22 protein-coding genes, 3 tRNA genes and 1 pseudogene are annotated in these 25,794 nt (G+C 71.6%); 12 read left to right on the top strand and 14 right to left on the bottom strand.

Annotated elements, in window-relative coordinates; genetic code table 11:
* The first annotated feature begins 73 nt into the window (after positions 1-73).
* On the top strand, positions 74-1,384 hold the full coding sequence (locus tag AMK31_RS00985) for a M6 family metalloprotease domain-containing protein (RefSeq protein ID WP_107468485.1): 1,311 nt from the start codon (positions 74-76) through the stop codon (positions 1,382-1,384).
* Positions 1,385-1,482: 98 nt separating this feature from the next.
* Here AMK31_RS00985 and AMK31_RS00980 read toward each other — a convergent pair.
* From AMK31_RS00980 to AMK31_RS00965, 4 genes are all read right to left on the bottom strand, one after another.
* Positions 1,483-1,556, bottom strand: a tRNA-Lys gene (locus tag AMK31_RS00980).
* The gene (locus AMK31_RS00975) at positions 1,547-2,149 is read right to left on the bottom strand and encodes a bifunctional DNA primase/polymerase (RefSeq protein ID WP_073938326.1); all 603 of its coding nucleotides are present in this window, start codon (positions 2,147-2,149) and stop codon (positions 1,547-1,549) included. Before AMK31_RS00975 ends, AMK31_RS00980 begins: the two co-directional genes overlap by 10 nt.
* A gap of 179 nt (positions 2,150-2,328) precedes the next feature.
* Positions 2,329-2,691 (bottom strand): hypothetical protein, encoded by a 363-nt coding sequence (locus tag AMK31_RS00970; protein ID WP_073938325.1) that lies wholly within the window; start codon positions 2,689-2,691, stop codon positions 2,329-2,331.
* 112 nt (positions 2,692-2,803) lie between these two features.
* Entirely contained in the window at positions 2,804-3,535 is a 732-nt protein-coding gene (locus AMK31_RS00965) for a maleate cis-trans isomerase family protein (RefSeq protein WP_073938324.1), read from the bottom strand.
* A 401-nt stretch (positions 3,536-3,936) separates the two neighbouring features.
* Here AMK31_RS00965 and AMK31_RS00960 point away from each other — a divergent pair, with 401 nt between their 5' ends.
* The 7 genes from AMK31_RS00960 (at position 3,937) to AMK31_RS00930 (ending at position 9,544) form a co-directional block, all read left to right on the top strand.
* Positions 3,937-4,884, top strand: a complete 948-nt coding sequence (locus tag AMK31_RS00960) for a D-2-hydroxyacid dehydrogenase (RefSeq protein ID WP_073938323.1) — start codon at positions 3,937-3,939, stop codon at positions 4,882-4,884.
* 431 nt (positions 4,885-5,315) lie between these two features.
* Positions 5,316-6,209 (top strand): ectoine/hydroxyectoine ABC transporter substrate-binding protein EhuB, encoded by an 894-nt coding sequence (gene ehuB, locus AMK31_RS00955; protein ID WP_073938322.1) that lies wholly within the window; start codon positions 5,316-5,318, stop codon positions 6,207-6,209.
* Positions 6,210-6,213: 4 nt separating this feature from the next.
* Complete coding sequence (gene ehuC / locus AMK31_RS00950; protein WP_073938321.1) at positions 6,214-6,960, top strand: ectoine/hydroxyectoine ABC transporter permease subunit EhuC; 747 nt, start codon at positions 6,214-6,216, stop codon at positions 6,958-6,960.
* The gene (gene ehuD, locus AMK31_RS00945; RefSeq protein WP_073938320.1) at positions 6,957-7,601 is read left to right on the top strand and encodes an ectoine/hydroxyectoine ABC transporter permease subunit EhuD; all 645 of its coding nucleotides are present in this window, start codon (positions 6,957-6,959) and stop codon (positions 7,599-7,601) included. Before ehuC ends, ehuD begins: the two co-directional genes overlap by 4 nt.
* Entirely contained in the window at positions 7,591-8,409 is an 819-nt protein-coding gene (ehuA, locus tag AMK31_RS00940) for an ectoine/hydroxyectoine ABC transporter ATP-binding protein EhuA (protein WP_073938319.1), read from the top strand. Before ehuD ends, ehuA begins: the two co-directional genes overlap by 11 nt.
* A gap of 167 nt (positions 8,410-8,576) precedes the next feature.
* Positions 8,577-9,335 (top strand): IclR family transcriptional regulator, encoded by a 759-nt coding sequence (locus AMK31_RS00935; RefSeq protein ID WP_073938318.1) that lies wholly within the window; start codon positions 8,577-8,579, stop codon positions 9,333-9,335.
* A gap of 135 nt (positions 9,336-9,470) precedes the next feature.
* Positions 9,471-9,544, top strand: a tRNA-Lys gene (locus AMK31_RS00930).
* Positions 9,545-9,605: 61 nt separating this feature from the next.
* Here AMK31_RS00930 and AMK31_RS00925 read toward each other — a convergent pair.
* From AMK31_RS00925 to AMK31_RS00915, 3 genes are all read right to left on the bottom strand, one after another.
* The gene (locus AMK31_RS00925) at positions 9,606-10,211 is read right to left on the bottom strand and encodes a lytic polysaccharide monooxygenase auxiliary activity family 9 protein (RefSeq protein WP_073938317.1); all 606 of its coding nucleotides are present in this window, start codon (positions 10,209-10,211) and stop codon (positions 9,606-9,608) included.
* Positions 10,212-10,320: 109 nt separating this feature from the next.
* Positions 10,321-11,466: an SPFH domain-containing protein gene (locus AMK31_RS00920; protein ID WP_073938316.1), complete on the bottom strand. Its 1,146-nt coding sequence runs from the start codon at positions 11,464-11,466 to the stop codon at positions 10,321-10,323.
* Positions 11,467-11,589: 123 nt separating this feature from the next.
* Positions 11,590-12,873, bottom strand: coding sequence for a peptidoglycan-binding protein (locus AMK31_RS00915; RefSeq protein ID WP_073938315.1), 1,284 nt, complete (start codon positions 12,871-12,873; stop codon positions 11,590-11,592).
* Positions 12,874-13,058: 185 nt separating this feature from the next.
* On the opposite strand from AMK31_RS00915, the gene AMK31_RS00910 reads away from it, so the two are divergent.
* From AMK31_RS00910 to AMK31_RS00900, 3 genes are all read left to right on the top strand, one after another.
* Positions 13,059-13,132, top strand: a tRNA-Lys gene (locus AMK31_RS00910).
* A gap of 568 nt (positions 13,133-13,700) precedes the next feature.
* A complete protein-coding gene (locus tag AMK31_RS00905) occupies positions 13,701-15,761 on the top strand; it encodes a glycosyltransferase family 2 protein (protein WP_073938314.1) in 2,061 nt (686 codons plus the stop codon).
* On the top strand, positions 15,758-17,695 hold the full coding sequence (locus AMK31_RS00900) for a kelch motif-containing protein (RefSeq protein ID WP_073938313.1): 1,938 nt from the start codon (positions 15,758-15,760) through the stop codon (positions 17,693-17,695). The genes AMK31_RS00905 and AMK31_RS00900 overlap by 4 nt, the downstream gene beginning before the upstream one ends.
* 227 nt (positions 17,696-17,922) lie before the next feature.
* On the opposite strand, the gene AMK31_RS00890 is transcribed toward AMK31_RS00900, so the two are convergent.
* The 7 genes and pseudogenes from AMK31_RS00890 to AMK31_RS00860 all read right to left on the bottom strand — a co-directional run bounded on the left by AMK31_RS00890 (position 17,923) and on the right by AMK31_RS00860 (position 24,631).
* Positions 17,923-18,951, bottom strand: a complete 1,029-nt coding sequence (locus AMK31_RS00890) for a glycoside hydrolase family 6 protein (protein WP_073938312.1) — start codon at positions 18,949-18,951, stop codon at positions 17,923-17,925.
* Between the two features lie 64 nt (positions 18,952-19,015).
* Complete coding sequence (locus AMK31_RS00885) at positions 19,016-19,681, bottom strand: class F sortase (protein ID WP_073938930.1); 666 nt, start codon at positions 19,679-19,681, stop codon at positions 19,016-19,018.
* Positions 19,682-19,689: 8 nt separating this feature from the next.
* Positions 19,690-20,430 (bottom strand): hypothetical protein, encoded by a 741-nt coding sequence (locus tag AMK31_RS42035; RefSeq protein ID WP_073938311.1) that lies wholly within the window; start codon positions 20,428-20,430, stop codon positions 19,690-19,692.
* Between the two features lie 133 nt (positions 20,431-20,563).
* Positions 20,564-21,343, bottom strand: coding sequence for an HAD-IIA family hydrolase (locus AMK31_RS00875; RefSeq protein WP_073938929.1), 780 nt, complete (start codon positions 21,341-21,343; stop codon positions 20,564-20,566).
* A gap of 156 nt (positions 21,344-21,499) precedes the next feature.
* A pseudogene (locus tag AMK31_RS00870) lies at positions 21,500-22,273 on the bottom strand (2-aminoethylphosphonate ABC transporter substrate-binding protein); the annotation flags it as partial.
* Between the two features lie 70 nt (positions 22,274-22,343).
* Complete coding sequence (locus tag AMK31_RS00865; RefSeq protein WP_073938310.1) at positions 22,344-23,246, bottom strand: hypothetical protein; 903 nt, start codon at positions 23,244-23,246, stop codon at positions 22,344-22,346.
* A 95-nt stretch (positions 23,247-23,341) separates the two neighbouring features.
* Positions 23,342-24,631: an ROK family transcriptional regulator gene (locus AMK31_RS00860; protein ID WP_073938309.1), complete on the bottom strand. Its 1,290-nt coding sequence runs from the start codon at positions 24,629-24,631 to the stop codon at positions 23,342-23,344.
* A 47-nt stretch (positions 24,632-24,678) separates the two neighbouring features.
* On the opposite strand from AMK31_RS00860, the gene AMK31_RS00855 reads away from it, so the two are divergent.
* Entirely contained in the window at positions 24,679-25,776 is a 1,098-nt protein-coding gene (locus tag AMK31_RS00855; protein WP_073938308.1) for a Gfo/Idh/MocA family protein, read from the top strand.
* Positions 25,777-25,794: the final 18 nt, after the last annotated feature.

Below are 25,794 nucleotides of genomic sequence, written 5' to 3'. Positions count from 1 at the left end.
CCGGGTCAGACAAACAGGGCGTAGTACGACAATCTCCCACAGGCTGGATTCGGTGTCCCTCCCCCACCGCCCCATGGGCGTGGGGCCACCCCCAGCGCATCCGGAGGTTCCTGTGCCGCGTCCGCTCCCGCGCCCCCTGTTGCGCACCACGGCGGCCGTGTTCACCACTCTGGCGGCACTCGCCGCGACCTCGCTCATCACCGGCCCCTCGGTCGCCGAATCCTTCGCGGCGGCCCCCTGCGCCCTCGAGCGCACCGAGGCACACCACTCGGAGGGCCTGGACACCTGGAACGCCAACTACCCTCGGCCGACCCGCTCGCTCGACGCAGTGATGATCTTCCTGTCCTTCCCGGACTCCGAGCCGCTGACCACCCCGGAGGACCTGACGGCCGACCACTTCCCGGCCACCAGCCAGTACTTCGAGCAGGCCTCGTACGGCCGGTTCCGGCTGCGCCCGCACACACTGTCGAAGTGGCTCCGGATGCCGCGCCCGTCGACCTCGTACGCCATAAAGCGCGACTGGAACACCTCGCACCGGGCCGCCTATCTGCGCGACGCGCTCGCCGCCGCCGACAGGCACGTGGACTTCTCGCGGTACGACGTCGTCTACTTCGTCGCCGATCCGCACGCGCCCGGCGTGGACTCGGACGCCACGAAGGTGGTCAATCTGGACACCCCGCTGCGGGCCGACGACACCGACATCCGCAGGATCGTCACCGTGTTCGAGAACCATCCGCCGGACCGGCTGGTCCTCGCCCACGAGACCGGCCATGTGTTCGACCTCCCGGATCTCTACCACCGCCCGACGGACGGCAAGGGCGAATGGGACACCCACGTCGGGGACTGGGACCTGATGGGCAGCCAGTTCGGGCTGGCTCCCGACCTGTTCGGCTGGCACAAGTGGAAGCTGGGCTGGCTGGAGGAGCACCAGGTGGTGTGCGTGCCGGGCAACGGGCCGATCCGGCTCACCCTGGAGTCGCTGTCGGTCGGCCCCGGCACGCCGATGACGGGGGCGGCCGGGGCGCCGCTGTTCGGCACCGGGCTCGGGACCAAGCTGGCCGTGGTGCGCACCGGCCCCGAGAGCGTGCTCGCCTTCGAGGCGCGGGGCGCGGTCGGCAACGATCACGCCACCTGCCGGCAGGGGGTCCTGGTGTACCGGGTGCACAGCGGCGCCGAGTCCGGGGGCGGCCCGATCCAGGTGATCGACTCCCATCCGCGGACCGAGGCCTGCTGGGAGAACTCGGTCTACCCGGCCCTCGCCGACGCCCCGGTCGGTGTCGGCGAGCGCTTCACACTGCCGGAGGACGACGTCCGGGTCGAGGTGGAGGGGCGCACGCTGTCGGGGGCGTGGACCGTCGAGATCTCGCCGGCGAGGACGGGGTGATCCGGCTGGCGGCGGGCCGCCTGGGGCGATCTGTTCGCAGACAAGCGAAAGGGCGTTCTCGGAACCGAGAACGCCCAGGTCAGCGACCTAATCGCTAGTGCGCCGCCAGGGACTCGAACCCCGGACCCGCTGATTAAGAGTCAGCTGCTCTAACCAACTGAGCTAGCGGCGCCTGCTGACGTCGTAGACCTTAGCATCCTGCTCGGCGGGAGGCGAAATCGATATCCGCACCGCCGCCCGAGCGGCCCGGACGGCCGCCCAGAGCAGCACCTCGGGGCCCGGCAGCCAGGGGTGACGGGTGTCCGGCGCGACGATCCAGCGGGACCCGGACGCGGGGGCCGCCACGGTGGGGCCGACCGGCGGCGGGACGGTCACGGCGTCGCCGTTGCCGTGGCAGAGAAGTGGCGGGATCTCGTCGGTCCGCCCGGAGCCCGTCCCGCCCTGGGAGCCGGTGCGTCCCCGGCAGCCCCACTCCTCCCACTCCATCAGCGAGGGCAGCCGCTGGGCCGTGCCGGGCGCCGCGAACAGCAGGGTGCGGCCGCGGTGCAGCGCCACCGGCCCCGAGCCGGGCCCCTCCTCCCACAGCCGGTCCAGCATCCGGCGCCCGAACACCGCGGGGGCGCTCACCACGTCGAAGGCGGTGCCGCAGGGCAGGACGACCGGGGCGTCCGGCCGCTCCTCCCAGAGCGCGAGGGTGCTTCGCGGATACGTTCCTGCCGAGGCGAGCCAGGCGGCTCCGGCAGGGGTGACTGTACTGCTGCTCATGCACCCTCTTTTACCGGGTGTGAACGTCCCGTTTCACTGGGTTGCCGGAAACCGGGACACGAAGGACCGGGACGGAGTATCTTGCCCGGCTGGCATATGCCAAGTGCCTCAGCATTCCCAAGGGCCCCGCGGGCCTCTCACGGCGGATCGGGTCACAATCCGGCCGGTGCCGGGTCGGATCAGATCGGATCGGGCCCTCGCCCATCCGCCCCCCGCATCAGGTCCCGCCCGAACTCGACCATCTTCTTGGCGTAGTCCTCGGTCCACTCGGCCTGCTCGGCGATGTCCGCCGTCGTCAGCCGGTCGAACTTCCGGGGGTCGGCGAGCTGGGCCGCCGCGATCGCCTGGAACTCCACGGCCCGGTCCGCCGCCGCCCGGAAAGCCTGCGTCAGCTCGGTCGCCCGGGCGAGCAGCGCGCGCGGGTCGTCGATGGACTCCAGGTCGAAGAAGTGCTCCGGGTCACCGGCCGCTTCCGCGGGCTCGAACAGCAGGGGCGCGGGGCGTAGCCGCGGTTCGTTCCGACGCGGCGTGGGCTCCGCCATGTCCTGTCCTCCTCGTGGGTTCCGCGGCCCGCCCCCGACACACATCCGGCCGGGCCACCCTCCATTGTCCCCCGCCCGCGCAAGGAGGCCGTAACCCCCGGGCAGCCGCCGATCAGACCTGGACGATCGGTTCCCGGGTGAAGAGGGCGCCGAGGGCCGGGGCGTTCACCCGGCGGTCGGTCAGGCGCAGCGCCTCCCAGACGGTGACCTGGTTCGCGGTGAGGACCGGCTTGCCCAGCTCCTTCTCCAGGGCGGTGAGGTGCGAGGCGGTGTGCAGGGCGGTGTCCGGCAGCAGGACCGCGTCGGCGTCCGCGTGGTCGGCGGCGCGGGCCAGCGCGAACAGCTCGGCCTCGCCCCAGGTGCCGACCTCGGCGGCGGTGATGATCCCGGAGCCGCGCACCGCGACCACGTCCAGGCCGCCCGCGCGCAGGAACTCCGCGAAGAGCCCGGCGATGCCGTCGGGGTAGGTGGCGCCGATCGCGACCCGGCGCGCCCCGATCTCCCCGGCGGCGTGCACGAAGCCGAAGGATGTGGACGAGGCCGGCGTCCCGGCGGCGCGGGCGAGGGCGCGGACCTGTTCGTGGGCGCCGTCCCAGCCGTGCACGAAGCTGCCGCCGGTGCACGCCCACACCACCGCCTCGACGCCCGCGAGCCGGAGCTCCCGCACACCCGCCTCCAGCCGCTCGGGGGAGCCCATCTCGCGCAGCGCGTCCTCGCGGGGGGCGTCCTCACCGATGTCCGTGTGGACCAGGTCCACCCGGATGTCACTGCCCAGCAGCTGCTCGATACGGGGATAGTCGTCCTCGGCCGAGTGGCCCGGGTAGAGGAATCCGAGTGCGGTCATGTCCAGCCTTCCTGCTGTTCTTCCGGCAGTGCGGGGGGCCACGCGCGCGCCGTCTCGTCCAGCAAGCCTGATACGGCCCCACAGCCCGGGTACCCACCGGCGCAGCGCCGCCCACATCGTCACTTGGTTGGCCGAGATGAGGTGTGCCGGGTGAGCCGCGCGCAGGGTCCGCCGAGATCGGAGAGCTCCATGGCGGCACCGGCCTTCCGGGAGGCACGGGGCGAGGGGCGGGAACGCGGAAACCAGGGAAACCGGGGAAACCGGGGAACAACGCACCGCGTGGGCGCCCGTGTTGACGGCGGTAGGTTCGGGTGCGAGCGTGGTCAATCCGCGCATGTCAGACGCCGTCGGCGCAGTCGAACCGCTCGGAGGCGCCGGCGAGACGGGAGAGACGCCCGCCCATGACCGCCCCCACTCTGCTCGTCCTGGACGCCGACCCCCTCCCCCGGCTCGGCCGGCTCACCGGGCGGGCGCGGATCGTGCACACGGACGAGGCGGGGCTCGCGGCCGCGCTGCCGTCGGCCGACGTCCTGCTGGTCTGGGACTTCGCCTCGCACGCGGTCCGGCGGGCATGGCCGGGTGAGGGGCCGCGACCGCGCTGGGTGCACACGGCGAGCGCGGGCGTGGACCATCTGATGGGCCCGGAGCTGGCCGCGTCGGACACGGTGGTGACCAACGCGCGCGGGGTGTTCGAGCAGCCGATCGCCGAGTACGTGGCCGCGCTGGTGCTGGCGATGGCGAAGGATCTGCCCCGCACCTGGGAGTTGCAGCAGCGGGGCGAGTGGCGGCACCGGGAGTCGCAGCGGGTGGCCGGCACCCGCGCGGTCGTGGTCGGCTCCGGCCCGGTCGGCCGGGCGGTCGCCCGGGTGCTGAAGGCCCTGGACATCCGTACGGCGATCGTCGGCCGCGTCCCGCGCACCGGCATCCACGGCCCGGAGGACCTGGACCGGCTGCTGGCGCGTGCCGACTGGGTGGTCGCGGCGGCGCCGCTCACCGACGACACGCGCGGCATGTTCGACGCCCGCCGCTTCGGTGTGTTCCAGCCGTCGGCGCGGTTCGTGAACGTCGGCCGGGGCGCGCTGGTGGACGAGGACGCGCTGGCGGCGGCGCTGGCCAAGCGGTGGATCGCGGGGGCGGCGCTGGACGTGTTCACGTCCGAACCGCTCGGCGAGGACAGCCCGTTGTGGCGGCAGCCGGGACTGATCGTGTCGCCGCACATGAGCGGGGACACGGTGGGCTGGCGGGACGAGCTGGGCGCCCAGTTCGTGGAGCTGTTCGAGCGCTGGGCGGCGGGCCGGCCACTGTTCAACGTGGTCGACAAGCAGCGGGGCTACGTGCCGGGGCACTAGGGGGTGTCTCGTCGATCATGCCGGGCTCGCGGCGCCTGGCACCGCGCCTCGCCGCGTTGTCGTCGCTCCCCGATGCCGGCGCGTCGGCGACTGACGACAACGCGGCAGATGTGCGTGCCAGATCCCGCTCGACTCGGCCAGGACGCACCGTCCCTCACAGCCGGGCTGATCCAAACGACAGAGCCTAGCGGTATCCGCATCGGGGCAGATCTCGTTTCGGGCGTACTCGGCGTGGTACACGCCCCCGCCGAGCGGCAGTGCCTCCCAGTCCTCCCACGCAACGAAGCGGCATCGCTCCCATCACCGTTGCATCACATCGACCGCTCTTCGGGCATACCCCCCGGGCATCGGGCAGGCGCCCCCACCTGTCCGCGACCGGCACGCCCGGCGCGGCTGGAACGGCTCGTCCGCATTCGGGAGGTTGCTCGTCCATGTCAGATCTGTCCCGTAGGGGTTTCCTCGGCAGAACGGCGGCCGTCGGCGGCCTGCTCACCGTCCCCGGGCTGCTCGCCGCGTGCAGCAAGGCCGAGGGCGGAGCCGGCGGTGAGGGCTCGACGCTGGAGAAGCTGAGGAAGCAGGGTTACGTCCGGGTCGCCTACGCCAACGAGGCCCCGTACGGCTACGAGGAGAACGGCGAACTCAAGGGCGAGGCACCGACCCTGCACCGGGAGATCTTCAAGGCGCTGGGCGTCCCCGAGCTGCGCCCGGCCTTCTCCGAGTGGGACGGGCTGATACCGGGCCTGCAGGCCGGGAAGTACGACGTGATCAGCGCGGGCATGGCCATCACGCCGGAGCGCTGCGAGAAGACCCTGTTCTCGCAGCCCGAGTTCATCTCGCCGACCGCGCTGATGGTGAAGGCGGGCAACCCCAAGAAGATCACCGGTCTCGCGGCGGCGAAGAGGGCCGGGGCGGTCATCGGGGTGATGTCGGGCGCGGTGGAGAAGAGCTACGCCACCGCCGCCGGGATCTCCGAGGGCGACATCCGCACCCTGCAGAAGCCGCAGGACGGCGCGGACGCGGTCAAGAACGGGCGGGTCGACGCGTTCCTGCTGACCGGAATCTCGCTGAACTGGCTGGCGAAGAACAACAGCGGCCTGGAGGTCACCGACTCGTTCGTGCCGGAGATCGACGGGGTGAAGCAGTACAGCCCGGGCGGTGCCGTCTTCCGGCGGGGCAGCGAGGAGCTGCGGGACGCGTTCGACGCCGAGCTGAAGAAGATCACCTCGGACCCGGCACGCTATGTGCGGCTCATCGGGCGGTACGGCTTCGGGGAGGACACCATCCCGCCGGCGTCCCTGAAGACGGCCGACCTCTGCAAGGCCTGAGGCGATGGGCGACTTCCTCAGCTACTTCCTCGGGCATCTGCCGCAGGTGTGGTCGGGCCTCGGGGTGACCGTCGCGGCGACCGCGCTCGGCGCGGCCGTCGCGCTCGTCCTGGCCTTCGTCCTCGGCTTCATGGCGCACGGCGGGCCCGTGCTCGTGCGGGGGGTGTCACGGGTCTTCGTGGAGTTCTTCCGCGGAACCTCGCTGTACGTCCAGCTGTTCTGGCTCTACTACGCCCTCCCGCTGGTCACCGGCTACGAGCTGTCCCCCCTGTTCTGCGGGGTCGTGGCGTTCGGCATGAACTTCGGCGCCTACGGCTCGGAAGTGGTGCGCGGCGCCCTGAACGCCGTACCGAAGGCCCAGTGGGAGGCGGCCGTCGCGCTGAACATGACGCCGGTGACGCGGATGCGGCGGGTGATCCTGCCGCAGGCGTGGCCGCAGATGATCCCGCCGTTCACCAACCAGCTGATCCAGCTGCTGAAGTGCACCCCGCTGCTGTGGCTGATCTCCGCCGCCGACCTGACGACGGTGGTGCAGCAGATGCGGGACCGCACCGGCGAGTCCACGGCCGCGTATCTGACCCTGCTGGTCATCTACTTCGTCCTGGCCTACGCGCTGACCCTGGTGATGAACGCGCTGGAGCGGCACGCCCAGGCCAGACTCGGCCGGCGCGCGGCAGCGGGCGGGCTGCTGCGGTTCCGCAGCGCGGCGGGCGTGGAGAAGACCGGCCTGACCGCGGGAGGCGTGCGGTGAACTACCAGTGGGACTGGGGCGCCGTCCGCGAGTCGCTGCCGCTGCTGTGGGACGGCTTCCTCACCACCGTGCTGGCCACCGTGCTCGGCACGCTGGTCGCCGCGGTGCTCGGGCTGGTCGTGGCGGTGGCGGGCCGGGCGCCGACCCGGCTGGTCACCGTGCCGGTGCGGGCGGTCACCGAGTTCGTGCGGTCGACGCCGCTGCTGGTGCAGCTGGTCGGCGCGTACGCGGTGTTCGACACGGTGGAGCCGCTGACCATCGGCATCGCGGTGCTGGGCATCCACTACGCCTCGTACCTGTCGGAGGTGTACCGGGCCGGGATCGACGCCGTGCCGAAGGGCCAGTGGGAGGCCTGCCGGGCGCTGTCGCTGTCGCCGCGCCGGACCTGGCAGGCGGTGATCCTGCCGCAGGCGGTGCGCAAGGTGCTGCCCGCGCTGGGCAACTACGCGATCGCCATGTTCAAGGAAACCCCGTTCCTGGCCGTGATCACGGTCACGGAGATGGTCGCCGAGGCCCGGGAGTACGGCGCGTACGACTTCGCCTACGTCGAGACCTTCACCCTCGCCGGCCTGATCTTCCTGCTGGCGAGCTACCCGACCTCGCTGCTGATGAGAAAGCTGGAGAAGCGCCTTGGCCACTGATCCCCTGCAGAAGCAGAAGCCGAAGCGGAAGCACCTCGCCCCGGCCCACCTGGTGGCCTTCGACCAGGTGGTCAAGCGCTACGGCGACCATGTCGTCCTCGACCACCTGGACCTCACCGTCGAGCGCGGCCGGCACGTCACCCTGATCGGGCCGAGCGGTTCCGGCAAGACCACGATCCTGCGGCTGCTGATGACGCTGGAGCAGGTCAACGAGGGCACGATCCTGGTGGACGGCGTCCCGCTGACCCATATGACGACGGCGAACGGCAGGGTGAGGCCCGCCGACGAGAAGCACCGGCGGGAGATCCGCAAGAAGATCGGCATGGTGTTCCAGCAGTTCAACCTGTTCCCCAACATGAGCGTGCTGCGGAACATCACCGAGGCGCCGGTCAGCGTGCTCGGCATGGACCGGGACGAGGCCGAGGAGCGGGCCCGGGAGCTGCTGGACCTGGTGGGCCTGCGCGACAAGGCCGACGCACATCCGACCCGGCTGTCCGGCGGCCAGCAGCAGCGGGTGGCGATCGCCCGGGCGCTGGCGATGCGGCCGGAGATCCTGCTGCTGGACGAGGTGACGTCGGCGCTGGACCCGGAGCTGGTGGCGGGCGTCCTGGACGTGCTGCGGGACATCGCCCGCTCCACGGACATCACCCTGCTGTGCGTGACCCACGAGATGAGCTTCGCCCGGGACATCTCGGAGCGCGTGATGATGTTCGACTCGGGCCGGGTGATCGAGTCGGGGCCGCCGGAGCAGATCTTCGGGGCGCCGGAGCAGGAGCGCACGCGGGAGTTCCTGAGCGCGGTGCTGTGAGGACGGAGGGTCGGCTCCTGCCGTTGACATATGCCAGTGACTCAAGCCGCAGGCGGGAGGGGCACAATCTCGTCAACTGCCGCTCACTACCGGCCTCTTGCCGGTTATCGTGGAGGAGGCCCGATCCCCGGGCCACGGCACATTGACTGAGCGCACAGGGGGACACCGTGGCGCTGAAGCACGAGCCGACCGCGCCGTACCACTCGACCCAGGACGCCCTCCGCGTCCTGGAGACGGTGGCACGGCACTCCTCCGGTGTCACCGACACCGAGATCGCCCGACACACCGGCCTCGGCACGGAGCGGCTGACCACCCTCCTGCGGATGCTGCGCCGTGAGGGCTACGTCGAGCAGACCGCCGACGGGGCGTACGTCACCGGGGCGGCCCTCGCCCGCCTCGGTTCCGCGCACGGCAGGGACCAGGCCCTGCGCGACCAGCTCCAGCGCACCCTGGACCGGCTGCGCGACTCGGTGGGCGCCGCGGTCTACGTCAGCCGGTACGTCGACGGCGAGATCAGCATCACCCAGTACGCCGCCGGACCGGCCACCCCGGCGGTGAACGAGTGGGTGGACTTCCGCCACTCGGCACACGCCACCGCGATCGGCAAGAGCCTTCTCGGCCAGCTCGACCACGCCGGGCGGCGCGACCATCTGGCCCGGCACAAGATGGCCCGCCTCACCTCGCGCACGATCACCAGCGACAAGCTGCTCCTGTCCCGGCTGGAGTCACAGCCGCCGACGGTGCCGGTCCTCGACCTCCAGGAGTACGCGGTCGGCACGGTCTGCGCCGCCGTCCCGATCACCGCCGGGTCCTCGGTGGGCTGCCTCGCCCTGTCCCTGCCGGTCGAGCACGCGCACCGGCTGCGCCAGGCCGCGGACACCCTGAACCGGAACGCGGCGCCGGTGCTCCTGTCCCTGGCGATCTGACCCGGTCCGCGGTCCGGTCCCCGGTCCGGGCCGCCGCCTGATCCTGAGCCTGGTCCCGGGTGGTCGGAAGCACCCCCGAGGACCAGGTAGTATTTTCTTCGTCGCCGGCCGCGAGAAGCGGAAGGCGAGAGTCACGCGCCGCTAGCTCAGTTGGTTAGAGCAGCTGACTCTTAATCAGCGGGTCCGGGGTTCGAGTCCCTGGCGGCGCACAGAAGAGGGCCCCTCGCGAGAGCGAGGGGCCCTTGTTCGTGTCCGGGCGTCACCCCCGGACTAGAACGTGACGTCCGAGCACGCGTAGAACGCGTTCGTCGTGTCCGCGACCGTCCACACCGCCACGATCACGTGCCGTCCGCTGAGCCCGGACGGCAGCGTGCCGCTGTGCGAGAGGGTCTGCGGCGGGCGCTGGCCGCCGTACGGGACCGTGAGGAACGGGGTCAGGTTGAGGTCGGACCGGGACAGGTTGTGGTTCTGGTTCCAGCCCGGCTTGGTGACGTAGTACTTGAAGTCGCTCGTGGCGTGCATCGCCGTGAACTGCCAGCGGAAGGTGTAGCTCTGCCCGCCGTTGACCTTGGTGGCCGGCCAGGCGCCGCCGGACGGGGTGCGCGGGCTGTCCAGCTGGGCGAACCGGGTGTTGTTGCCGGAGCAGATCTGCCCGTCGGCGGGGCCGGAGGCGGGGAAGCCCTTGGGTCCCTCGACGCTCTGCGGCTCCCACTGGATGGCGCCGCAGTTGGTCACCGTGCCGTTCTGGCACAGTTTCTGCCTGCTGATGGGGAGGTCGGTGTAGCCGTGGCCGCTGGCACCGCCGGAGGAGAGCATGAGTGCTCCGGTCGTCGCCAGTCCCACCGCGGCCGCGGACAACTTGGTCTTCGTGCGCATGCTGCCGCTCCTGGGTGAACGTGGGGAGGTTCGGTGAGCCGTGCAGTGGTGCGGAGTAGGTCTAGACCAAGTTCAGGTTATGGGCGCTAGTTGAACATGTCCATACCAATCACGAGCCCGATTCGTTCCGCCCGGCGCAGAACGCCACCGTCAGGTCCTTCACCAGCGCCTTGCGCTCGTAGTCGTCCAGCTCCACCAGCCCCCGCATGGTCAGCCGGGTCACCGTGTCCTCCACCGAGTCCACCACCGAGGTCAGCACGGTCGCCCGCTGCTGGGCGTCCAGCGCGGCGATCCGGCGGCGGTGCATCGCGGCGGCGACCTCGGGGGCGTACTCGATCCGCACCGGCTGCACCGAGAACACCTCCAGCCCCACCGGTGCCGCGTCGGCCGTGACCAGCCGGGTCAGCGTCTCCGCGGCCACCCCCACCGGAGCCGGACCGTGCGCGCCGCCCGGCATCTCCACCGGCACCCGCGCCAGCGCCGCCTCCACGCACTCGCGCAGATAGGTCTCGTGGTCCTCCACCCCGAGCAGGGCCCGCGCGGTGTCCCGCACCCGCCACACCACCAGCACCACCACCCGCAGCGCCACCCCGCTCCCGTCCGCCGCCGGCATCGGCTCGCTGCGCCAGTGCCGCAGCCGCACGTCGACCTGGCGGCGCCGCAGCAGCGGATTCACCCACATCAGACCGGTCCGCCGTACGGTCCCCCGGTACCGCCCGAACAGCCCCAGCACCCATGCCCGGCCGGTCCGCCCCCGGGCCAGCCCGCCCACCCCGAACAGCCCCAGCGCCGCGGCCCCGGCGTACGCCGCCCACTGCGCCGGACCGAGTCCGGCCGCCGCCGAGGCGGGCAGCCCCAGCGCCTCCTCCGCGAGCGGCGGCAGCGTCCCCGCCCACCAGGAGGCGGCCACCGCACCGGCCGCCCCCGCCACGCCCGCGAGCACCCCCACCGCGCCGGGCAGCACCCGCGCGGGCCGCTCGCACAGCTCCGGGTCGGCCTCCGGCACCGGCCGGGTCCGCGCGGAGGCCGGCCGGAAGCGGGGCTGCTCGCCGGTGCCCTGCCGGCGGCCGACCACGGCGGGCCGCAGCGGCACCGGCGAGGGGTTGGGCTCGTCCCGGAACAGCAGGTGGACGGGGATCTCGGTGGTCACCTCGTTCTGGATGAGGCGGGCCTGGTGGGCCGGGCGGGGCGAGCCGCCGTCGGTGCCGCCGGGTTCCGGCGACGGTGAGGGGGTGGTGGAAGGGGTGGTACTCATACGTGCCTCCAGCCTCCGCGCCAGATGCGTCACAGAAGGGTCGTACGGGTCGTACGGGTTGTAGGGGTCGTACGGGTCGTACGGTCGAGAAGGGTCGTACGGCCGTCGGTGGGTCGCGCGCCGTCAGGAGAAGAGGCGCCGCCAGGTCTCCGGTCCCGGGTAGCCGTCCGCGGCGCCGCCCCGCCAGCCCTGGGCGCGCTGGAACGCCTCGACGGCTCGCCGGTCCAGCTCGTCCCATAGCGGTCCCGGCGCGCTCGGGTAGTACCTGCCGAACCCCTTCTTCACCAGCTGCCGCCCGAGCCGCTCGACGTGCTCGTTGTCCGCACCCAGCCGGAACATCGCCCGCCCCGGGTACGGCGGGACCCGCGGCGCGCCGGACGCGGGCCCGGCGGCCGCCTCCGGCGGAATGTCCTTGCCCTTGCCGGTGACCAGCAGTTCCCAGGTCTGCGGCCCGGGCACCCCGTCCGCGCTGCGGCCCGACCAGCCCTGCGCGAGCTGGAACGCCCGCGTGGCCCGGCGGTCGGCGTCGGTCCAGCGCGGGCCGGGGCCCGACTTGTAGAAGCGGCCGGCACCGCGCTCGACCAGCATCCGGCCGAGCCGGGCGACGTGCTTGTTGTTGGCACCGGGGCCGAAGTAGGCCGTCCCGGGGAACCCGGCCGCCGTGGTGGCCCCGGCCGGGCGGGCGCCCGGGGCGGTCGTCCCGAGCCCCTTGTAGCGGTAGGCGACGTACTGGTCGGAGTGGGCCCAGTAGGCGAAGGGAGTGGCCTGCCTGCGGGCGTACGGGCGGGTGGCCTCGTAGGCGGTGTAGGAGGAGCGGGTGTGGTCCGTCCAGCCGCCGAAGATCACGACGTGTGAGCCGTTCTCGGGGTCGTCCGGGTTGTGGAACAGCAGGATGTCGCCGGGCTCCAGGTCGTCCTTGCCGATCCGCTCCCCGTACTCGTGGAGACTGCCGGTCCATTCGTTGCCCGGCAGCCCCCAGGCCATGGAGACGAAGCCCGAGCAGTCCTGCCGGTACCCGTCCGACCAGTACCCCGTCATGCTGTACGGCACCTTCTCCGTGACCCATGCCCTGGCCCGCCGGATGATCTCCGCCCGGCTGGTCGGGGGCGCCTTGACGGGGGTGTCCGCCGGGGTCGGCAGGCCTTCTGGGCCGTGCAGCGGGGTCTGGCCGCCCTGAGGGGTGTCGGGCTCGTCACCTGCGGGAACGCCGGGCCGCTCGGGGGCGTGAGAGACGGCGAGAGCCGGTGCCGCATGACCGGCGGCGAGGGCCGCGGAGGCCACGGCGGTGATCACCAGGGCCCGGTGGGCGGCGGCGGGGGCCGACGGACGGGCGCGGCGTCCCATGACGCAGCCGGGACAGTCGCAGTCGCCGGGGGGATCCAGTTCGGTGAAAACCGGAGTCTCCATGCGACGCCCCTCACACTCCTGGTGCACATGTCCACGCTTGTCCACATTGATCAGTTTCACAACCGACCCGAGGGCGCGCATGTTGACGGTCCGAATGATGTACGGCGCCGCCGGACGTCCGCCCCGCCGGAGCCGGGTGGTCGGGAGCACCCCCGGAGGTCATGTAGAGTTAACGATGTCAGCAGGCGCCGCTAGCTCAGTTGGTTAGAGCAGCTGACTCTTAATCAGCGGGTCCGGGGTTCGAGTCCCTGGCGGCGCACAGACATGAGAAGGCCCCCGCCTCAGGCGGGGGCCTTCTAGTCGTGCGCCCGGACTCCCTCGGGGCCGCCGCTGAACGGGCTGCCCTCGTCGTCCGTATGGAGCAGGAGGCCGCGCGCGGCGCCGGCCTCGCCGGGACCATGGAGTCGCCGCGGGCGGGGGAAGCGATAAGAAAGCACTTCGGCAACATTCGTGCACGAGTGATCTCAAGCGCAACATCAGAAATCAACTCTCGTCCCAGTGCGCGCGCATAACCGGTAAATACCGTGTATCGCGTCTTGCGATCATGCTGAACGGCGTACAACCCTGGTTTTCAAGAGGCTGCGGATACGCGCCAATTGGGGGGCACGGAACCGGTTGCCGGATGTAGCGGGGAGATGGGGGCCTCGTTCATGAAGCAATGCCGAGGGGGGCATGCTGCAACCGGAAGCGCGCAGTTCCATGTCTATAGGGAATGGACGACGTGGTGACTGCGGCGCACCACTGATACGTCTGTGACGGTCGTGGGGGACCTGACCAGGCGAAGGAAACGACATACACGCGATGACCCGCGTGTGGGGGGATGACTCATGACGTCGACGCCGACGGGCGCCCGGCAGAATTCCGACCCGTCACAAACCACCCAGCTCAGGGTGTCCGGACACGCGATGAGCACCACGGGGACCTTCCGCCGGATCAAGAGGACGCTGCCGAGGTACGACTACGAGCACTACAGCCGGCTGGCGGGTCCCCTCACCCAGCCCGATCCGAACAAGCCGTACAAGGTGCAGTACCGCTCCCTGATCTCCCAGGAGCCGCACCGTATACGAGTCGCCCTGATGCTGATGGCGGCGCCGGTGCTGTCCCTGGTACTGCTGTTCTGGCTGCTCCAGCCGGAGCACTGGACGCAGCGGGACTACCCGGCGTACGACTTCCTGCCGGCCCTCGACGTCGTGATGCTGGTGTCGATCGGGCTGATCGAGTTCTTCCGCTGCATGAACGTGGTGTCGAACGCGCACGCCACGCTGGTCGCCCGCGACCCGGTCCCGGTGATCCCGGAGGCCGGCACCCGGGTCGCCTTCCTCACCTCCTTCGTGCCCGGCAAGGAGCCGCTGGAGATGGTGACGAAGACCCTGGAGGCGGCCGTGAAGCTGCGCCACCGGGGCCTGCTGCACGTCTGGCTGCTCGACGAGGGCGACGACCCCGAGGTGAAGGAGGTCTGCGCCCGGCTCGGCGTCCACCACTTCTCCCGCAAGGGTGTCGAGAAGTGGAACCAGCCCAAGGGCCCGCACCGCGCCAGGACCAAGCACGGCAACTACAACGCCTGGCTCGACGCGCACGGCGACGACTACGACTTCTTCGCCTCCGTCGACACCGACCACGTGCCGCTGCCGAACTACCTGGAGCGGATGCTCGGCTTCTTCCGCGACCCGGACGTCGGCTTCGTCATCGGCCCGCAGGTGTACGGCAACTACGACAACTTCGTCACCAAGGCCGCCGAGTCGCAGCAGTTCCTCTTCCACGCGCTGATCCAGCGGGCGGGCAACCGGTACGGCGCGCCGATGTTCGTCGGCACCTCGAACGCCGTACGGATCAGGGCGCTCAAGCAGATCGGCGGCCTGTACGACTCGATCACCGAGGACATGGCGACCGGCTTCGAGATCCACCGCCACAAGAACCCGGCGACGGGCAGGAAGTGGCGCTCGGTCTACACCCCGGACGTGCTCGCCGTCGGTGAGGGCCCCAGCGCCTGGACGGACTTCTTCACCCAGCAGATGCGCTGGTCACGGGGGACGTACGAGACGATCCTCAAGCAGTACTGGAAGGGCTGGTACTCGCTGCCGCCGAGCAAGCTCTTCAACTACACGATGATGATCATCTTCTACCCGATGTCCGCCCTCAACTGGATCCTGGCCGCCCTGAGCTGCGCGCTCTTCCTGGGCCTGGGCGCCTCGGGTGTGAACATCGACCCGACGGTCTGGCTGATGCTGTACGGCAACGCGTCCGCGCTCCAGATCGGCCTGTACGTCTGGAACCGCCGCCACAACGTCTCCCCGCACGAGCCGGAGGGCTCCGGCGGGGTCGCCGGCATGGTGATGTCCGCGCTGTCGGCGCCGCTCTACGCGAAGGCGCTGATCGACTCCGTGCTGCGCCGCAAGAGCAAGTTCGTGGTCACGCCCAAGGGCGACTCGGCGAGCCCGGACCGCTGGTTCGGCACCTTCAGGTACCACTGGTACTTCATCCTGATCTTCGGCGCGTCGATCACCGCCGGTTTCGCCTTCGGCAACTCCCACCCCGCGATGATCATCTGGGCCACGTTCGCCCTGCTGATCACCGCCACCCCCATCTTCGCGTGGCGGCACGGTCTGCGGCGGGAGAGGAAGCGGCCCGACGCGCTCGCCGAGCCGCAGCCGGCTCAGCCGCAGGACGCGGTCCCGGCGGCCGCCGCACCGTCGCTGACCTCGCACTACGCCTCGCATGCCTCGCACACCCCGCACAGCCCGCACAGCCCGCACAGCCCGCGGGCCCCGCATGCCCCGCAGCAACGGCCCAGCTGGGCCGCGGCGCACGGGGACGGGACGGCGACGGGCGGGGGCGGAGACCAGACCATGCAGATCGCCCTTGGTGGACTTGGGGGACGTAAGGAATGAACGACCGTGCCGGCCACCGCCGTGCCCGTCGACTCGCGATAGGCACGGCGGTGGTAGTCGCGCTGGCCGGGATGAACGGGCCGTGGCTGTACCGCTTCGGGACCGAGAAGTATCACCAGTACCAGATCAACAGACCCGAGTACAAAGCGGAGAACGGCCACTGGAAGATCGTCGAATTTCCCGAGGAATACCGGCAGAACACCATTCACGCGGCGCTGCTGCGCACCGGAAAGGTGCTGCTCGTCGCGGGCTCCGGAAACAACCAGGACAACTTCGACGAAAAGAAGTTCGACACCCGAATCTGGGACCCGGTCAAGAACACCATCAAAAAGGTGCCAACGCCGAGCGATCTGTTCTGCACCGGACACACCCAGCTGGCCGACGGAAATCTGCTGATCGCGGGCGGGACCAAGCGGTACGAGAAACTGAAGGGTGACGTCACCAAGGCCGGCGGCCTGATGATCGTCCACAACGAGAACCCGGACAAGCCGATCACGCTGCCCGCCGGGACCGAATTCACCGGCAAGGAGAACGGCAGGACATTCGTCTCCAAGGACCCGGTGCTGGTGCCGCGCGCGAAGAAGGTCTTCGACAAGGAGACCGGCAGGTTCCTGCGCAACGACCCCGGCCTCGGCCGGATCTACGTCGAGGCGGAGAAGAGCGGCGCCAAGTACGAGACGGGCACGCAGGACAATTACCGCGTGCAGGGCCTTACCGGGGTGGACGCCCGCAACACCTACGGTATCGCGCAGAAACTCGCCCTGGACAAGAAGGACTTCCAGGGCATCCGGGATGCCTACGAGTTCGACGTCGTCGCCGAGAAGTACATCAAGGTCGACCCGATGAAGGAGGCCCGCTGGTATCCGACGCTCACCACGCTGAGCGACGGGAAGATCCTCAGCGTCTCCGGTCTCGACGACATCGGCCAGCTGGTGCCGGGCAAGAACGAGGTCTACGACCCGAAGACCAAGAAGTGGACGTACACCGAGAAGGTCCGGCAGTTCCCGACGTACCCGGCGCTGTTCCTGATGCAGAACGGCAAGGTGTTCTACTCGGGTTCGAACGCCGGCTACGGGCCCGACGACGTCGGGCGTGAGCCGGGCGTCTGGGACGTGGACAGCAACAAGTTCACCAAGATCCCCGGGCTGAGCCACGCCGACCGGATGGAGACCTCGGGGACGGTGCTGCTGCCGCCGGCGCAGGACGAGAAGTACATGGTGATCGGCGGGGGCGGCGTAGGCGAGTCCAAGCTGTCGAGCGAGAAGACCCGGATCGTCGACCTGAAGGCCGATCAGCCCCGTTTCGTGGACGGGCCCTCGATGGACAAGGGGACGCGGTACCCGCAGGCCTCGGTGCTGCCCGACGACAGCGTGCTGGTGTCCGGCGGATCGGAGGACTACCGGGGGCGGGGTGACTCCAACATCCTGGAGGCCCGGCTGTACCGGCCCGAGAGCAACACGTTCGACCGGGTCGCCGATCCGCTGGTGGGCCGGAACTACCACTCCGGGTCGATCCTGCTGCCGGACGGATCGGTGATGTTCTTCGGGTCCGACTCGCTGTTCGCGGACAAGGCGAACAGCAAGCCGGGGGAGTTCGAGCAGCGGATCGAGATCTACAAGCCGCCGTACCTGTTCCGGGGGTCACGGCCGTCGCTGTCCGGGGGGCCGCGGACGATCGAACGCGGCGAGTCGGGGACGTTCACCTCGCAGCACGCGTCGTCGATCAAGAAGGTGCGGTTGATCCGGCCGAGCGCGTCGACGCATGTGACGGACGTGGATCAGCGGTCCATCGCGCTGGACTTCGAGACGTCCGGGAACAAGGTGACCGTGACGGTGCCGGAGAACCGGAATCTGGTGCAGGCGGGGTGGTACATGCTGTTCGTCGACGACGACCAGGGGACGCCGAGTGAGGCGCAGTGGGTCCGGGTCCCCTAGGCCCTGTCGTTTGGATCAGGCCGGCTGTGAGGAACGGTATGTCTTGGCCGAGTCGAGCGGGGTCTGGTGCGTGCAGCTGCAAGGCGGAGGAGGGAGTCGACGCGGAGCGTCGGGGACCGACGACAACGCGGCAGATGGGCGTGCCAGACCCCGCGACGCCGGGGTGATCCAAACGACAGGGCCTAGCGTCGCCGGCGGCCGACGGGTGAGTGTGGCCGGTCGCGCCGCTAGGGCGTCGACCCCTGCGCCAGTTTCAGGGCGTAGGCCGGCCACCACTCGCCCGCCTTCGGGCCGCCTTTGCACTCTCCGTCCGACTCTCCCGGGCGCTTGACCCACAGGTAGGCGTCCACGAGAGGGTCGGCGGTCTTCGTCGTCGGGGTTTCGCCGAGGGCCCGGCCCGGCGGGTTGCACCAGCGCTCGTCGGGGTTGCCCTCGGTGTAGGGGCCGTTGCCGTTGCGGCTGGTGTCGATGACGAAGGGCTTGCCGCCGACCTTCGTGGAGAGGGCCTTGCCGTAGGCGATGGACTCCTCGGTGGAGTAGAAGTTGGAGACGTTCACCGAGAAGCCGTCGGCCTCGGCGATACCCGCTCGCCGGAGGGGGTCGAAGATCTGGTCGGGGTGGCCCCAGCCGGCGTTGCCCGCGTCCAGGTAGACCTTGGTGGCCTTGAGGGACTTCAGCTTGCCGACGGCGTACTTGAGGAGGTCGTAGCGCTCCTCGTGGAACTCGCCCGGAGTGCAGCCGTCCACCAGGTGCAGCACCGCGTCCGGCTCCAGGACGACCGTGGCCGCGCGGTCGCCGATGCCCTGGGCGACCCCGTCGATCCAGGCCCGGTAGGCGTTTCCGTCGGCGGCGCCGCCGCCGGAGTACTGACCGCAGTCGCGGTGCGGGATGTTGTAGAGGACGAGCAGCGCCGTGCGGTCGGCCTTCGCGGCGGCCTCGGTGAAGCCGCGGGCCTCCTGCTCGGGGCTCTCCGGGCTGATCCACTCGCCGGTCGGTTGCTGCGCTATCTTGCGGATCTGCTCGGCCTCGGAGTCCTTGCCGGCCGCCTGGTAGTCGGCGACCTGCTCGGCCGCGTTGCCGTCCGGGTTGACCCAGAACGGGGCGATGTTCTTGGGCTGTTGAGTGATCTCGGCGCCGGCCGCGCCGTCCGGCTCCGGATCGTCCTTGTCGCCGGACGAGCATCCCGCGACCAGCAGTGCCGCCCCCAGCACCACCGCGGTCGCCCGTGCTCCGGCCGCCCCCCTGCTGCCGTACATCCAACTCCCCCTTGGGTGCACTGTTCCACCGGGGTTCAATCCTGACATAAGTCGGCGAGCCGGGTCAGAGTCCCGTTCCCGTGAGGTAGGCCGAGACGATGACGTTGGCGGTGTAGCTGCGGCTGGTCCGGTCGAAGCTGCCGCCGCAGGTGATCAGCCGGAGTTCGGCGCGGCCCTCCTTGCGCGGCCCGTAGGCCTGTTGGGCGTCGAAGCGGTCCCGGGTGACGACCTGGATGTCGTCGACGGTGAACTCGGCGACCTTGGCGTCGGCGCGGACCACCCGGATCGTCTGCCCGGCGCGCAGCGCGCTGAGCTTGTAGAAGACGGCCGGCCGGGTCTCGGTGTCGACATGGCCGACCAGCAGGGCGGTGCCGGCCGCGCCGGGGGCGGTGCCCGCCGCGTACCAGCCGACGACGCCCGGCTGGTCGTACGGCGGCGGGTCGACCGCGCCCTGGCCGTCGAGGCCGCGCGCCACCACGGGCGCCGTGATGCCGAGCCCGGGGATGTCGAGGCGCTGGGGCCGCGCCGCGCCGAGCGGGGAGGTGGCGGGCGGTAGCCGGACGTCGGGGGGACGCCCGACCGCCGCCATGTCGCCGGTCTTCGGCCCGGATATCCCGTGCCGTACGTCGGTCACCTCACGGCCCCACAGCCACAGCCCGAGCAGCAGCACCGCCCAGGCCACGCCCATGACGAGCCGCCCGCTGCCGGAGGAGGGTTCCCGGTCGGACATGGTCATGGTCAGTCCGTCCTGCGGCTCCGGCGGGCGCCGCGGGCCACGACGACCACGGCGGCGCCGGCCGCGAGGAGCAGTCCGGTGACCGCGTGGGCGGCGTTGGGGCCGGTCGAGCCGGCGTCCACCGCCGAGAGCCGCGCGGTCCCGCCGCCGCCCGCGCTGACCGGGGCGGTCGGTGAGGCGAGGGCCGTGGGCAGGGCGAGGCCCGTCGGCAGGGCGGGGGCGGCTTCGGTGGTGCCACCGGCCTCGGCGGCGCCACTGACCTCGCCGGTGCCGCTGACCTCGGCCGCGCCGCCGACCTCGGCGGCCTCGCCTGCTTCGGCGGCTTCAGCGGCTTCGGCGGCTTCGGCGGCCTCAGCCTCGTCCGCCGGCGCGCTCGGTGAGGCGGGGGCGGCCGGGTGGGCGATGGTGCCGCCGCCGATGGTGAGGCGGGTCCTCAGGTACTTGTCGCCGCAGCTGATCCGGACGTCGTAGGGGCCCGGCCGGGCCGTCGAGCGGACCCGGGTCTCTCCGCTGAGGGTGCCGTCGGCGCCGGTGAGGCGGGCGTCGCTGACGAACGCGTCCGAGACGGCGGTTCCGGTCCTGCCGGTGCAGCCGGGAACCCGGAGCGCGATGTCGCCGCCGGGTGCGGGTGACGCGGGCCTGGCCTGCACACCGCCGCCGTCCGCCGCCTGGGCCGCCGCCGGGGTGAGCGCGGTGGCGGCAGCGAGGACTCCGGTACTGAGAGTGAGTCGCAGTGAACTCATCGTGAACCTCCAGACACCTGGAGACTCCCCCGCAGGACCGGGTCCCGCATCCTCAGCGAGGCCCGGACTGCTCCGAACGGGTGAGCTTCACCGCCCGGGTGGTTTAGGGCCTCTCTTTCGCCCGAGACACCCCCTAGACCCGGTCCACCAGATCCGCGATCGAGTCCACGACCTTGGACGGCCGGTACGGGAAGTTCTCGACCTGCTCCGGCGCGGTCAGGCCGGTGAGGACGAGGAACGTCTGCATGCCGGCCTCGATGCCCGCGAGCACGTCGGTGTCCATGCGGTCGCCGATCATCGCGCTGGTCTCGGAGTGGGCGCCGATCGCGTTGAGGCCGGTGCGCATCATCAGCGGGTTCGGCTTGCCCGCGAAGTACGGCTTGCGGCCGGTCGCCTTGGTGATGAGCGCGGCGACCGCGCCGGTGGCGGGCAGCGGGCCCTCGGTGGACGGGCCGGTCTCGTCGGGGTTGGTGCAGATGAACCGGGCGCCGCCGTTGATCAGGCGGACCGCCTTGGTCATGGCCTCGAAGGAGTACGTGCGGGTCTCGCCGAGGACGACGTAGTCCGGCTCGTGGTCGGTGAGGATGTAGCCGATGTCGTGCAGCGCGGTGGTCAGACCGGCCTCGCCGATGACGTAGGCGGAGCCGCCGGGGCGCTGGTCGTCGAGGAACTTGGCGGTGGCAAGGGCCGAGGTCCAGATGTTCTCGATCGGCACTTCCAGGCCCATGCGGTTCAGCCGGGCGTGCAGGTCGCGCGGGGTGTAGATCGAGTTGTTGGTGAGGACCAGGAACGGCTTGCCGGAGTCGCGCAGCTTCTTGATGAACGCGTCGGCGCCGGGGATCGGTACGCCCTCGTGGATCAGTACACCGTCCATGTCGGTGAGCCACGACTCGATGGGCCTGCGGTCTGCCATGTGCTGCAACTCCTGGCGTACGTGCGGATGTACTGGGGCGCCGGAACCACGGCGTACCGACGTCCCCAGCCTAGTCAGGACCGGCCGGATCCGACCCCGTCGATCACCGGGTACCCGTGCCGGCCGCTCAGCTGCCGTCGCCGACTTCCAGGCGTCGACGTACGAGGTCAGGTTCCGGTCGATGTCGTTCCAGTCGGGTTCGACGATCTCCACGCCGTCCATCAGCCTCGCCAGGGCGATCGCGTCGGCGTCGGTGGCCTTGACGTCCTGGCGGGCCGCGAAGCCGCCGCCGATCTCGCTGACCTGCCGCTGCGCCTTCCGGCCGAGCAGGTGGTCGAGGAGCTTCCTGCCGTTCTCGGAGTGCGGGGCGTCCGTGACCAGGCCCGCCGCGTACGGCAGGGCGAAGGTGGTGGGCTCGCCGCCCTCGCGGGCCGGGAACCAGATGCCGAGGTTGGGCATGGTCCTGGACTGGGCGAAGTTCATCTGGACGTCGCCGTTGGCCACCAGCAGTTCGCCCTTGTCGACCTTGGGGGCGAGCTTGCCGGTGGAGGCGGACGGGCCGACGTTGTTGGCCTGGAGGTCGGCCAGGTAGTCCAGGGCGGGCTGCTCGCCGCCGAAGTCGTGCATGGCCTTGATGAGGACGGCGGTGCCGTCGCCGGCGACGCCCGGGGTGGAGTACTGGAGCTTGTCCTCGTACCTGCCGTCGAGCAGTTCCTCCCAGGTGGTGGGGGCCTGCTTCAGCTCCTTCTTGTTGTAGACGAACCCGAAGTAGTTGTTGACGACGGAGGTCCAGGTGCCGTTCGCGGCCTTGTCGGCGCCGCCCACCTCGTCGGCGCCCTTCGGCGTGTACTTCTGGAGCAGGCCCCTCCGGGATGCCGTAGCGGACGGGGGCGCCGGGGGCCTGGTCGTTCGGGTAGTCCACGGGGGGATCGTCGCAGACGGGAGTTACGGGCTGGGGTGGAGGTGGGGCGGGCCGAGGGCCCGGGGGGCGGGACCGGTCTTACGGGCGTCTGCGGAGGACGATCAGCGCCGCGCCGGCGAGGACCAGGGCGGTGACGGCGAAGGCGGCACGGGCGACCGGGGGGAAGCCGGTGGCGGCCAGCTCCTCCGGGCGCCCGGGGAACGTGGTGTCCCCGCGCCCGGGGGACGCGGTGGCCGCCGGCTCGCGGGAGGTGCCGGTGTCCGTCCCGGTTCCGGGGGACGCACTGGTGTCGGCCCCGGTCCCGGTCCCGGTCCCGGTCCCGGAGTCGGCCTCCGTCTCCTCTGGGCCGGTGCTGCGGCCCGGAGACGCGCCGGTGTCCGAGTCGATCGTGAAGCGGTATTCGTTCGACTGCCCGACCCAGTCGCCGTCGTCCGCCCGGCGCTGTACGACGGCGGCGGCGGCCGTCACCCGGTTGGGCACGGCGTCGGAGGTGACCGCGAGACGCACCTTCACCGTCAGCGTCTCGCCCGGTGCGACGGTGAATCCCGGGAAGCCGTCGTCGAAGGCGCCGACCAGCTCGTCCCGGTCGGTGGCTTCGAATCGGACCGGGTGCGGCTGTCCCTCACGTGAGGCGTCGCCGGGGACGTCGAAGAACTCCAGGCGGGGCTGCGCGGGCGTGAGGGCGCGCTTCTCGTCGACCAGCACGACCACCGGGTGGATGCCGGTGCAGGCGCGGTCCGTGGTGTTGGTCAGGTCCAGGTACCAGGTGGCGTACCCGCCGCCGGCGACATAGGTGCCGGGGCCGCCGTGGATCCGGGTGGTCAGCGGGAACGCCTTCGCGTCCGGCGCCACGCACGCGGGCACGGAGTCCGGATCCGCGTGCGCCGGCGCCGGAACGGCGAGTAGAGCCGCGGCCGCTGCGAGGCAGAGCGGGACGAGGGCGCGCGATCGCGGTCTCGCACAGTTCGTGAACAGTCCCATGAACACATGACCATGCCGGGCGGGGCGGGGAGAGCGGGGCGACGCTCCGGGCGGGTGGGGGAAGTCCGCTCGATCAGCGGAGGGTTCCGCCCGGCTCAGGCCTCCGCCCGCCCGAACAGCGGTGCCAGCAGCAGCTGGGCCGCGCCCTCGGCGACGCCCCGCTCGCCGCCGGGGGCGACCCGGACGGGGACGGTGGGCGTGCCCTCGCGCCGGGCGCGGGCGTCGAGGACGGTGGTGACGCCGCGTACGAAGGCGTCCGGCGCGGCGGCGATCGTACGGCCGCCGAGGAGCACGAGGTCGATGTCCAGCAGCCCGACGAGGTTGGCGGCGCCCGCGCCGAGCACCCGCGCCGCCTCGTCGAGGTCGCCGCCTGCCACGGCGGCCAGGCAGAGGGCCTCGATGCAGCCGCGTCCGCCGCAGGTGCAGGGCGGGCCGTCGAGCTGGACGACCTGGTGCCCGAACTCCCCGGCGCCGGTCCGCGCGCCCCGGTGCACGCCCCCGCCGATCACCAGCCCGGCGCCCAGGCCCGTACCGAGGTGGAGGTACGCGAACGACCCGACCCCGGGACCGGCCTCCTCCCCCACCGCCAGCCCCAGCGCGGCCGCGTTGGTGTCCTTGTCGACGACGACCGGCATGCCGAGCCGCCGCGCCAGCGCGTCCCGCAGCGGAAAGCCGTCCCACTCGGGGAATCCGGTGACGCGGTGCAGTACGCCGCGGGCGTGGTCGAGGGGGCCGGGGAGGGCCACACCGACACCGAGGACGACGTCGGCGACGGGCCCCGTGGCAGCCCCAGCCGCCTCGGCGGCCCCGTTCGCCCCGGCGGCCCCGGCAGCCGCAGCGGCCCCATTCGCCCCGGCAGCCCCAGCGGCCCCGGCGGCCCCGGCGGCCCCGGCGGCCCCGGCGGCCCCGGCGGCCCCGGCGGCCCCGGCGGCCCCGGCGGCCACACCCAACACCCCCGCGACCTCCCGCGCCACCCCCTCCACGACGGCCCCCGACCCCGCCCCCAGGTCCAGCGGAGCCCGGCGCTCCGCCACCACCGCCCCGGTGAGATCCACCAGCACCGCCCGCAGCTCGTCCCGGTCCAGGTGGACGCCGACCGCGTGGCCCGCGTCCGGCACGAGCCGGAGTACGGTGCGCGGCTTGCCGCCGGTGGAGGCGCGGCGGCCGGCCTCCGCGGCCAGCCCGTCGGCGCGCAGCCGGGCGGTGATCTTGCTGACGGCCTGCGGGGTGAGCCCGGTGCGTTCGGCCAGCTCCAGCCGGCTGATGCCCTCCTCGCCGGCCGTGCGCAGCAGGTCCAGCACGAGGGCGGTGTTGTGGCTGCGCAGCGCCAGCAAGTTGGCGCCCGCGCCCTCCGCCGCTGCGTTCGTCCTGTTCACGCCACCCATTCTCCCCACCGCTTGCACTTTGGCAACAGCGTTGCGAAAGTGGAGCCATGACGACAGGCACCTCTGGCACCCCTCTCCGCGTGGGCCTCATCGGCTACGGCCTCGCGGGTTCCGTCTTCCACGCCCCGCTGATCTCCACCACCGAGGGCCTCGCCCTCGACACGGTGGTCACCTCCAACCCGGAGCGGCAGGACCAGGCCCGCGCCGAACACCCGGGCGTCCGGATCGCCGCCACCCCGGACGAACTGTTCGAGCGCGCCGACGAGCTCGACCTGATCGTCATCGCGTCCCCGAACAAGACGCACGTCCCGCTCGCGACGACCGCGCTGAAGGCCGGTCTGCCGGTCGTCGTCGACAAGCCGGTCGCGGGCACCGCCGCCGAGGCCCGCGAACTGGCCGCCCTCGCCGACGAACGCGGTCTGCTGCTGTCCGTCTTCCAGAACCGCCGCTGGGACAACGACTTCCTGACCCTCCGCAAGCTGCTCGACGCCGGCGAACTGGGCGACGTATGGCGCTTCGAGTCCCGTTTCGAGCGGTGGCGCCCGCAGCTCAAGGGCGGCTGGCGGGAGTCCGGCGACCCCGCCGAGATCGGGGGTCTGCTGTACGACCTCGGCAGCCACGTCGTCGACCAGGCGCTGACCCTGTTCGGCCCCGCCACCCAGGTGTACGCCGAGTCGGACGTCCGCCGCGCCGGCGCGGAGACCGACGACGACACCTTCATCGCGCTCACCCACGCGGGCGGCGTGCGATCCCACCTGTACGTCTCGGCGACGACCGCCCAACTCGGCCCGCGCTTCCGCGTACTGGGCTCGCAGGCGGGCTATGTGAAGTACGGCCTGGACCCGCAGGAGGCGGCCCTGCGCGAGGGGCGGCGCCCCGGCCCCGGCTGGGGCACGGAACCCGAGTCGCTGTGGGGCCGCGTCGGCGCTGGGGGTCCCCCCTCTGGGGGAGAGTCCCCGCTGACCGGCGGCGGCCGCCCCGAGCCCACCGTGCCGGGCGACTACCCCGCCTACTACGCGGCCGTCGCCCGCGCCCTGCTGGAGGATGGCCCCAACCCGGTGACCGCGCTGGAGGCGGCCGCCGCCCTCGACGTACTGGAAGCGGCCCGCCGTTCGGCCCGAGACGGAGTGACGGTGACCCTGTGACGCACCCGCACAAGCACA

Origin of the sequence: Streptomyces sp. TSRI0107 (assembly GCF_001905845.1) — a bacterium.
Lineage (GTDB): Bacteria > Actinomycetota > Actinomycetes > Streptomycetales > Streptomycetaceae > Streptomyces.
The sequence above is the reverse complement of the archived record's forward strand: the minus strand, read 5'-3'. Positions and strand labels throughout refer to the sequence as shown.

Coding starts and splice junctions, on each gene's coding strand:
- AMK31_RS00985 (WP_107468485.1), top strand. CDS start 74: ATGGGCGTGGGGCCACCCCCAGCGCATCCGGAGGTTCCTGTGCCGCGT.
- AMK31_RS00975 (WP_073938326.1), bottom strand. CDS start 2,149: ATGAGCAGCAGTACAGTCACCCCTGCCGGAGCCGCCTGGCTCGCCTCG.
- AMK31_RS00970 (WP_073938325.1), bottom strand. CDS start 2,691: ATGGCGGAGCCCACGCCGCGTCGGAACGAACCGCGGCTACGCCCCGCG.
- AMK31_RS00965 (WP_073938324.1), bottom strand. CDS start 3,535: ATGACCGCACTCGGATTCCTCTACCCGGGCCACTCGGCCGAGGACGAC.
- AMK31_RS00960 (WP_073938323.1), top strand. CDS start 3,937: ATGACCGCCCCCACTCTGCTCGTCCTGGACGCCGACCCCCTCCCCCGG.
- ehuB (WP_073938322.1), top strand. CDS start 5,316: ATGTCAGATCTGTCCCGTAGGGGTTTCCTCGGCAGAACGGCGGCCGTC.
- ehuC (WP_073938321.1), top strand. CDS start 6,214: ATGGGCGACTTCCTCAGCTACTTCCTCGGGCATCTGCCGCAGGTGTGG.
- AMK31_RS00925 (WP_073938317.1), bottom strand. CDS start 10,211: ATGCGCACGAAGACCAAGTTGTCCGCGGCCGCGGTGGGACTGGCGACG.
- AMK31_RS00920 (WP_073938316.1), bottom strand. CDS start 11,466: ATGAGTACCACCCCTTCCACCACCCCCTCACCGTCGCCGGAACCCGGC.
- AMK31_RS00915 (WP_073938315.1), bottom strand. CDS start 12,873: ATGGAGACTCCGGTTTTCACCGAACTGGATCCCCCCGGCGACTGCGAC.
- AMK31_RS00905 (WP_073938314.1), top strand. CDS start 13,701: ATGACGTCGACGCCGACGGGCGCCCGGCAGAATTCCGACCCGTCACAA.
- AMK31_RS00900 (WP_073938313.1), top strand. CDS start 15,758: ATGAACGACCGTGCCGGCCACCGCCGTGCCCGTCGACTCGCGATAGGC.
- AMK31_RS00890 (WP_073938312.1), bottom strand. CDS start 18,951: ATGTACGGCAGCAGGGGGGCGGCCGGAGCACGGGCGACCGCGGTGGTG.
- AMK31_RS00885 (WP_073938930.1), bottom strand. CDS start 19,681: ATGTCCGACCGGGAACCCTCCTCCGGCAGCGGGCGGCTCGTCATGGGC.
- AMK31_RS42035 (WP_073938311.1), bottom strand. CDS start 20,430: ATGAGTTCACTGCGACTCACTCTCAGTACCGGAGTCCTCGCTGCCGCC.
- AMK31_RS00875 (WP_073938929.1), bottom strand. CDS start 21,343: ATGGCAGACCGCAGGCCCATCGAGTCGTGGCTCACCGACATGGACGGT.
- AMK31_RS00865 (WP_073938310.1), bottom strand. CDS start 23,246: ATGGGACTGTTCACGAACTGTGCGAGACCGCGATCGCGCGCCCTCGTC.
- AMK31_RS00860 (WP_073938309.1), bottom strand. CDS start 24,631: ATGGGTGGCGTGAACAGGACGAACGCAGCGGCGGAGGGCGCGGGCGCC.
- AMK31_RS00855 (WP_073938308.1), top strand. CDS start 24,679: ATGACGACAGGCACCTCTGGCACCCCTCTCCGCGTGGGCCTCATCGGC.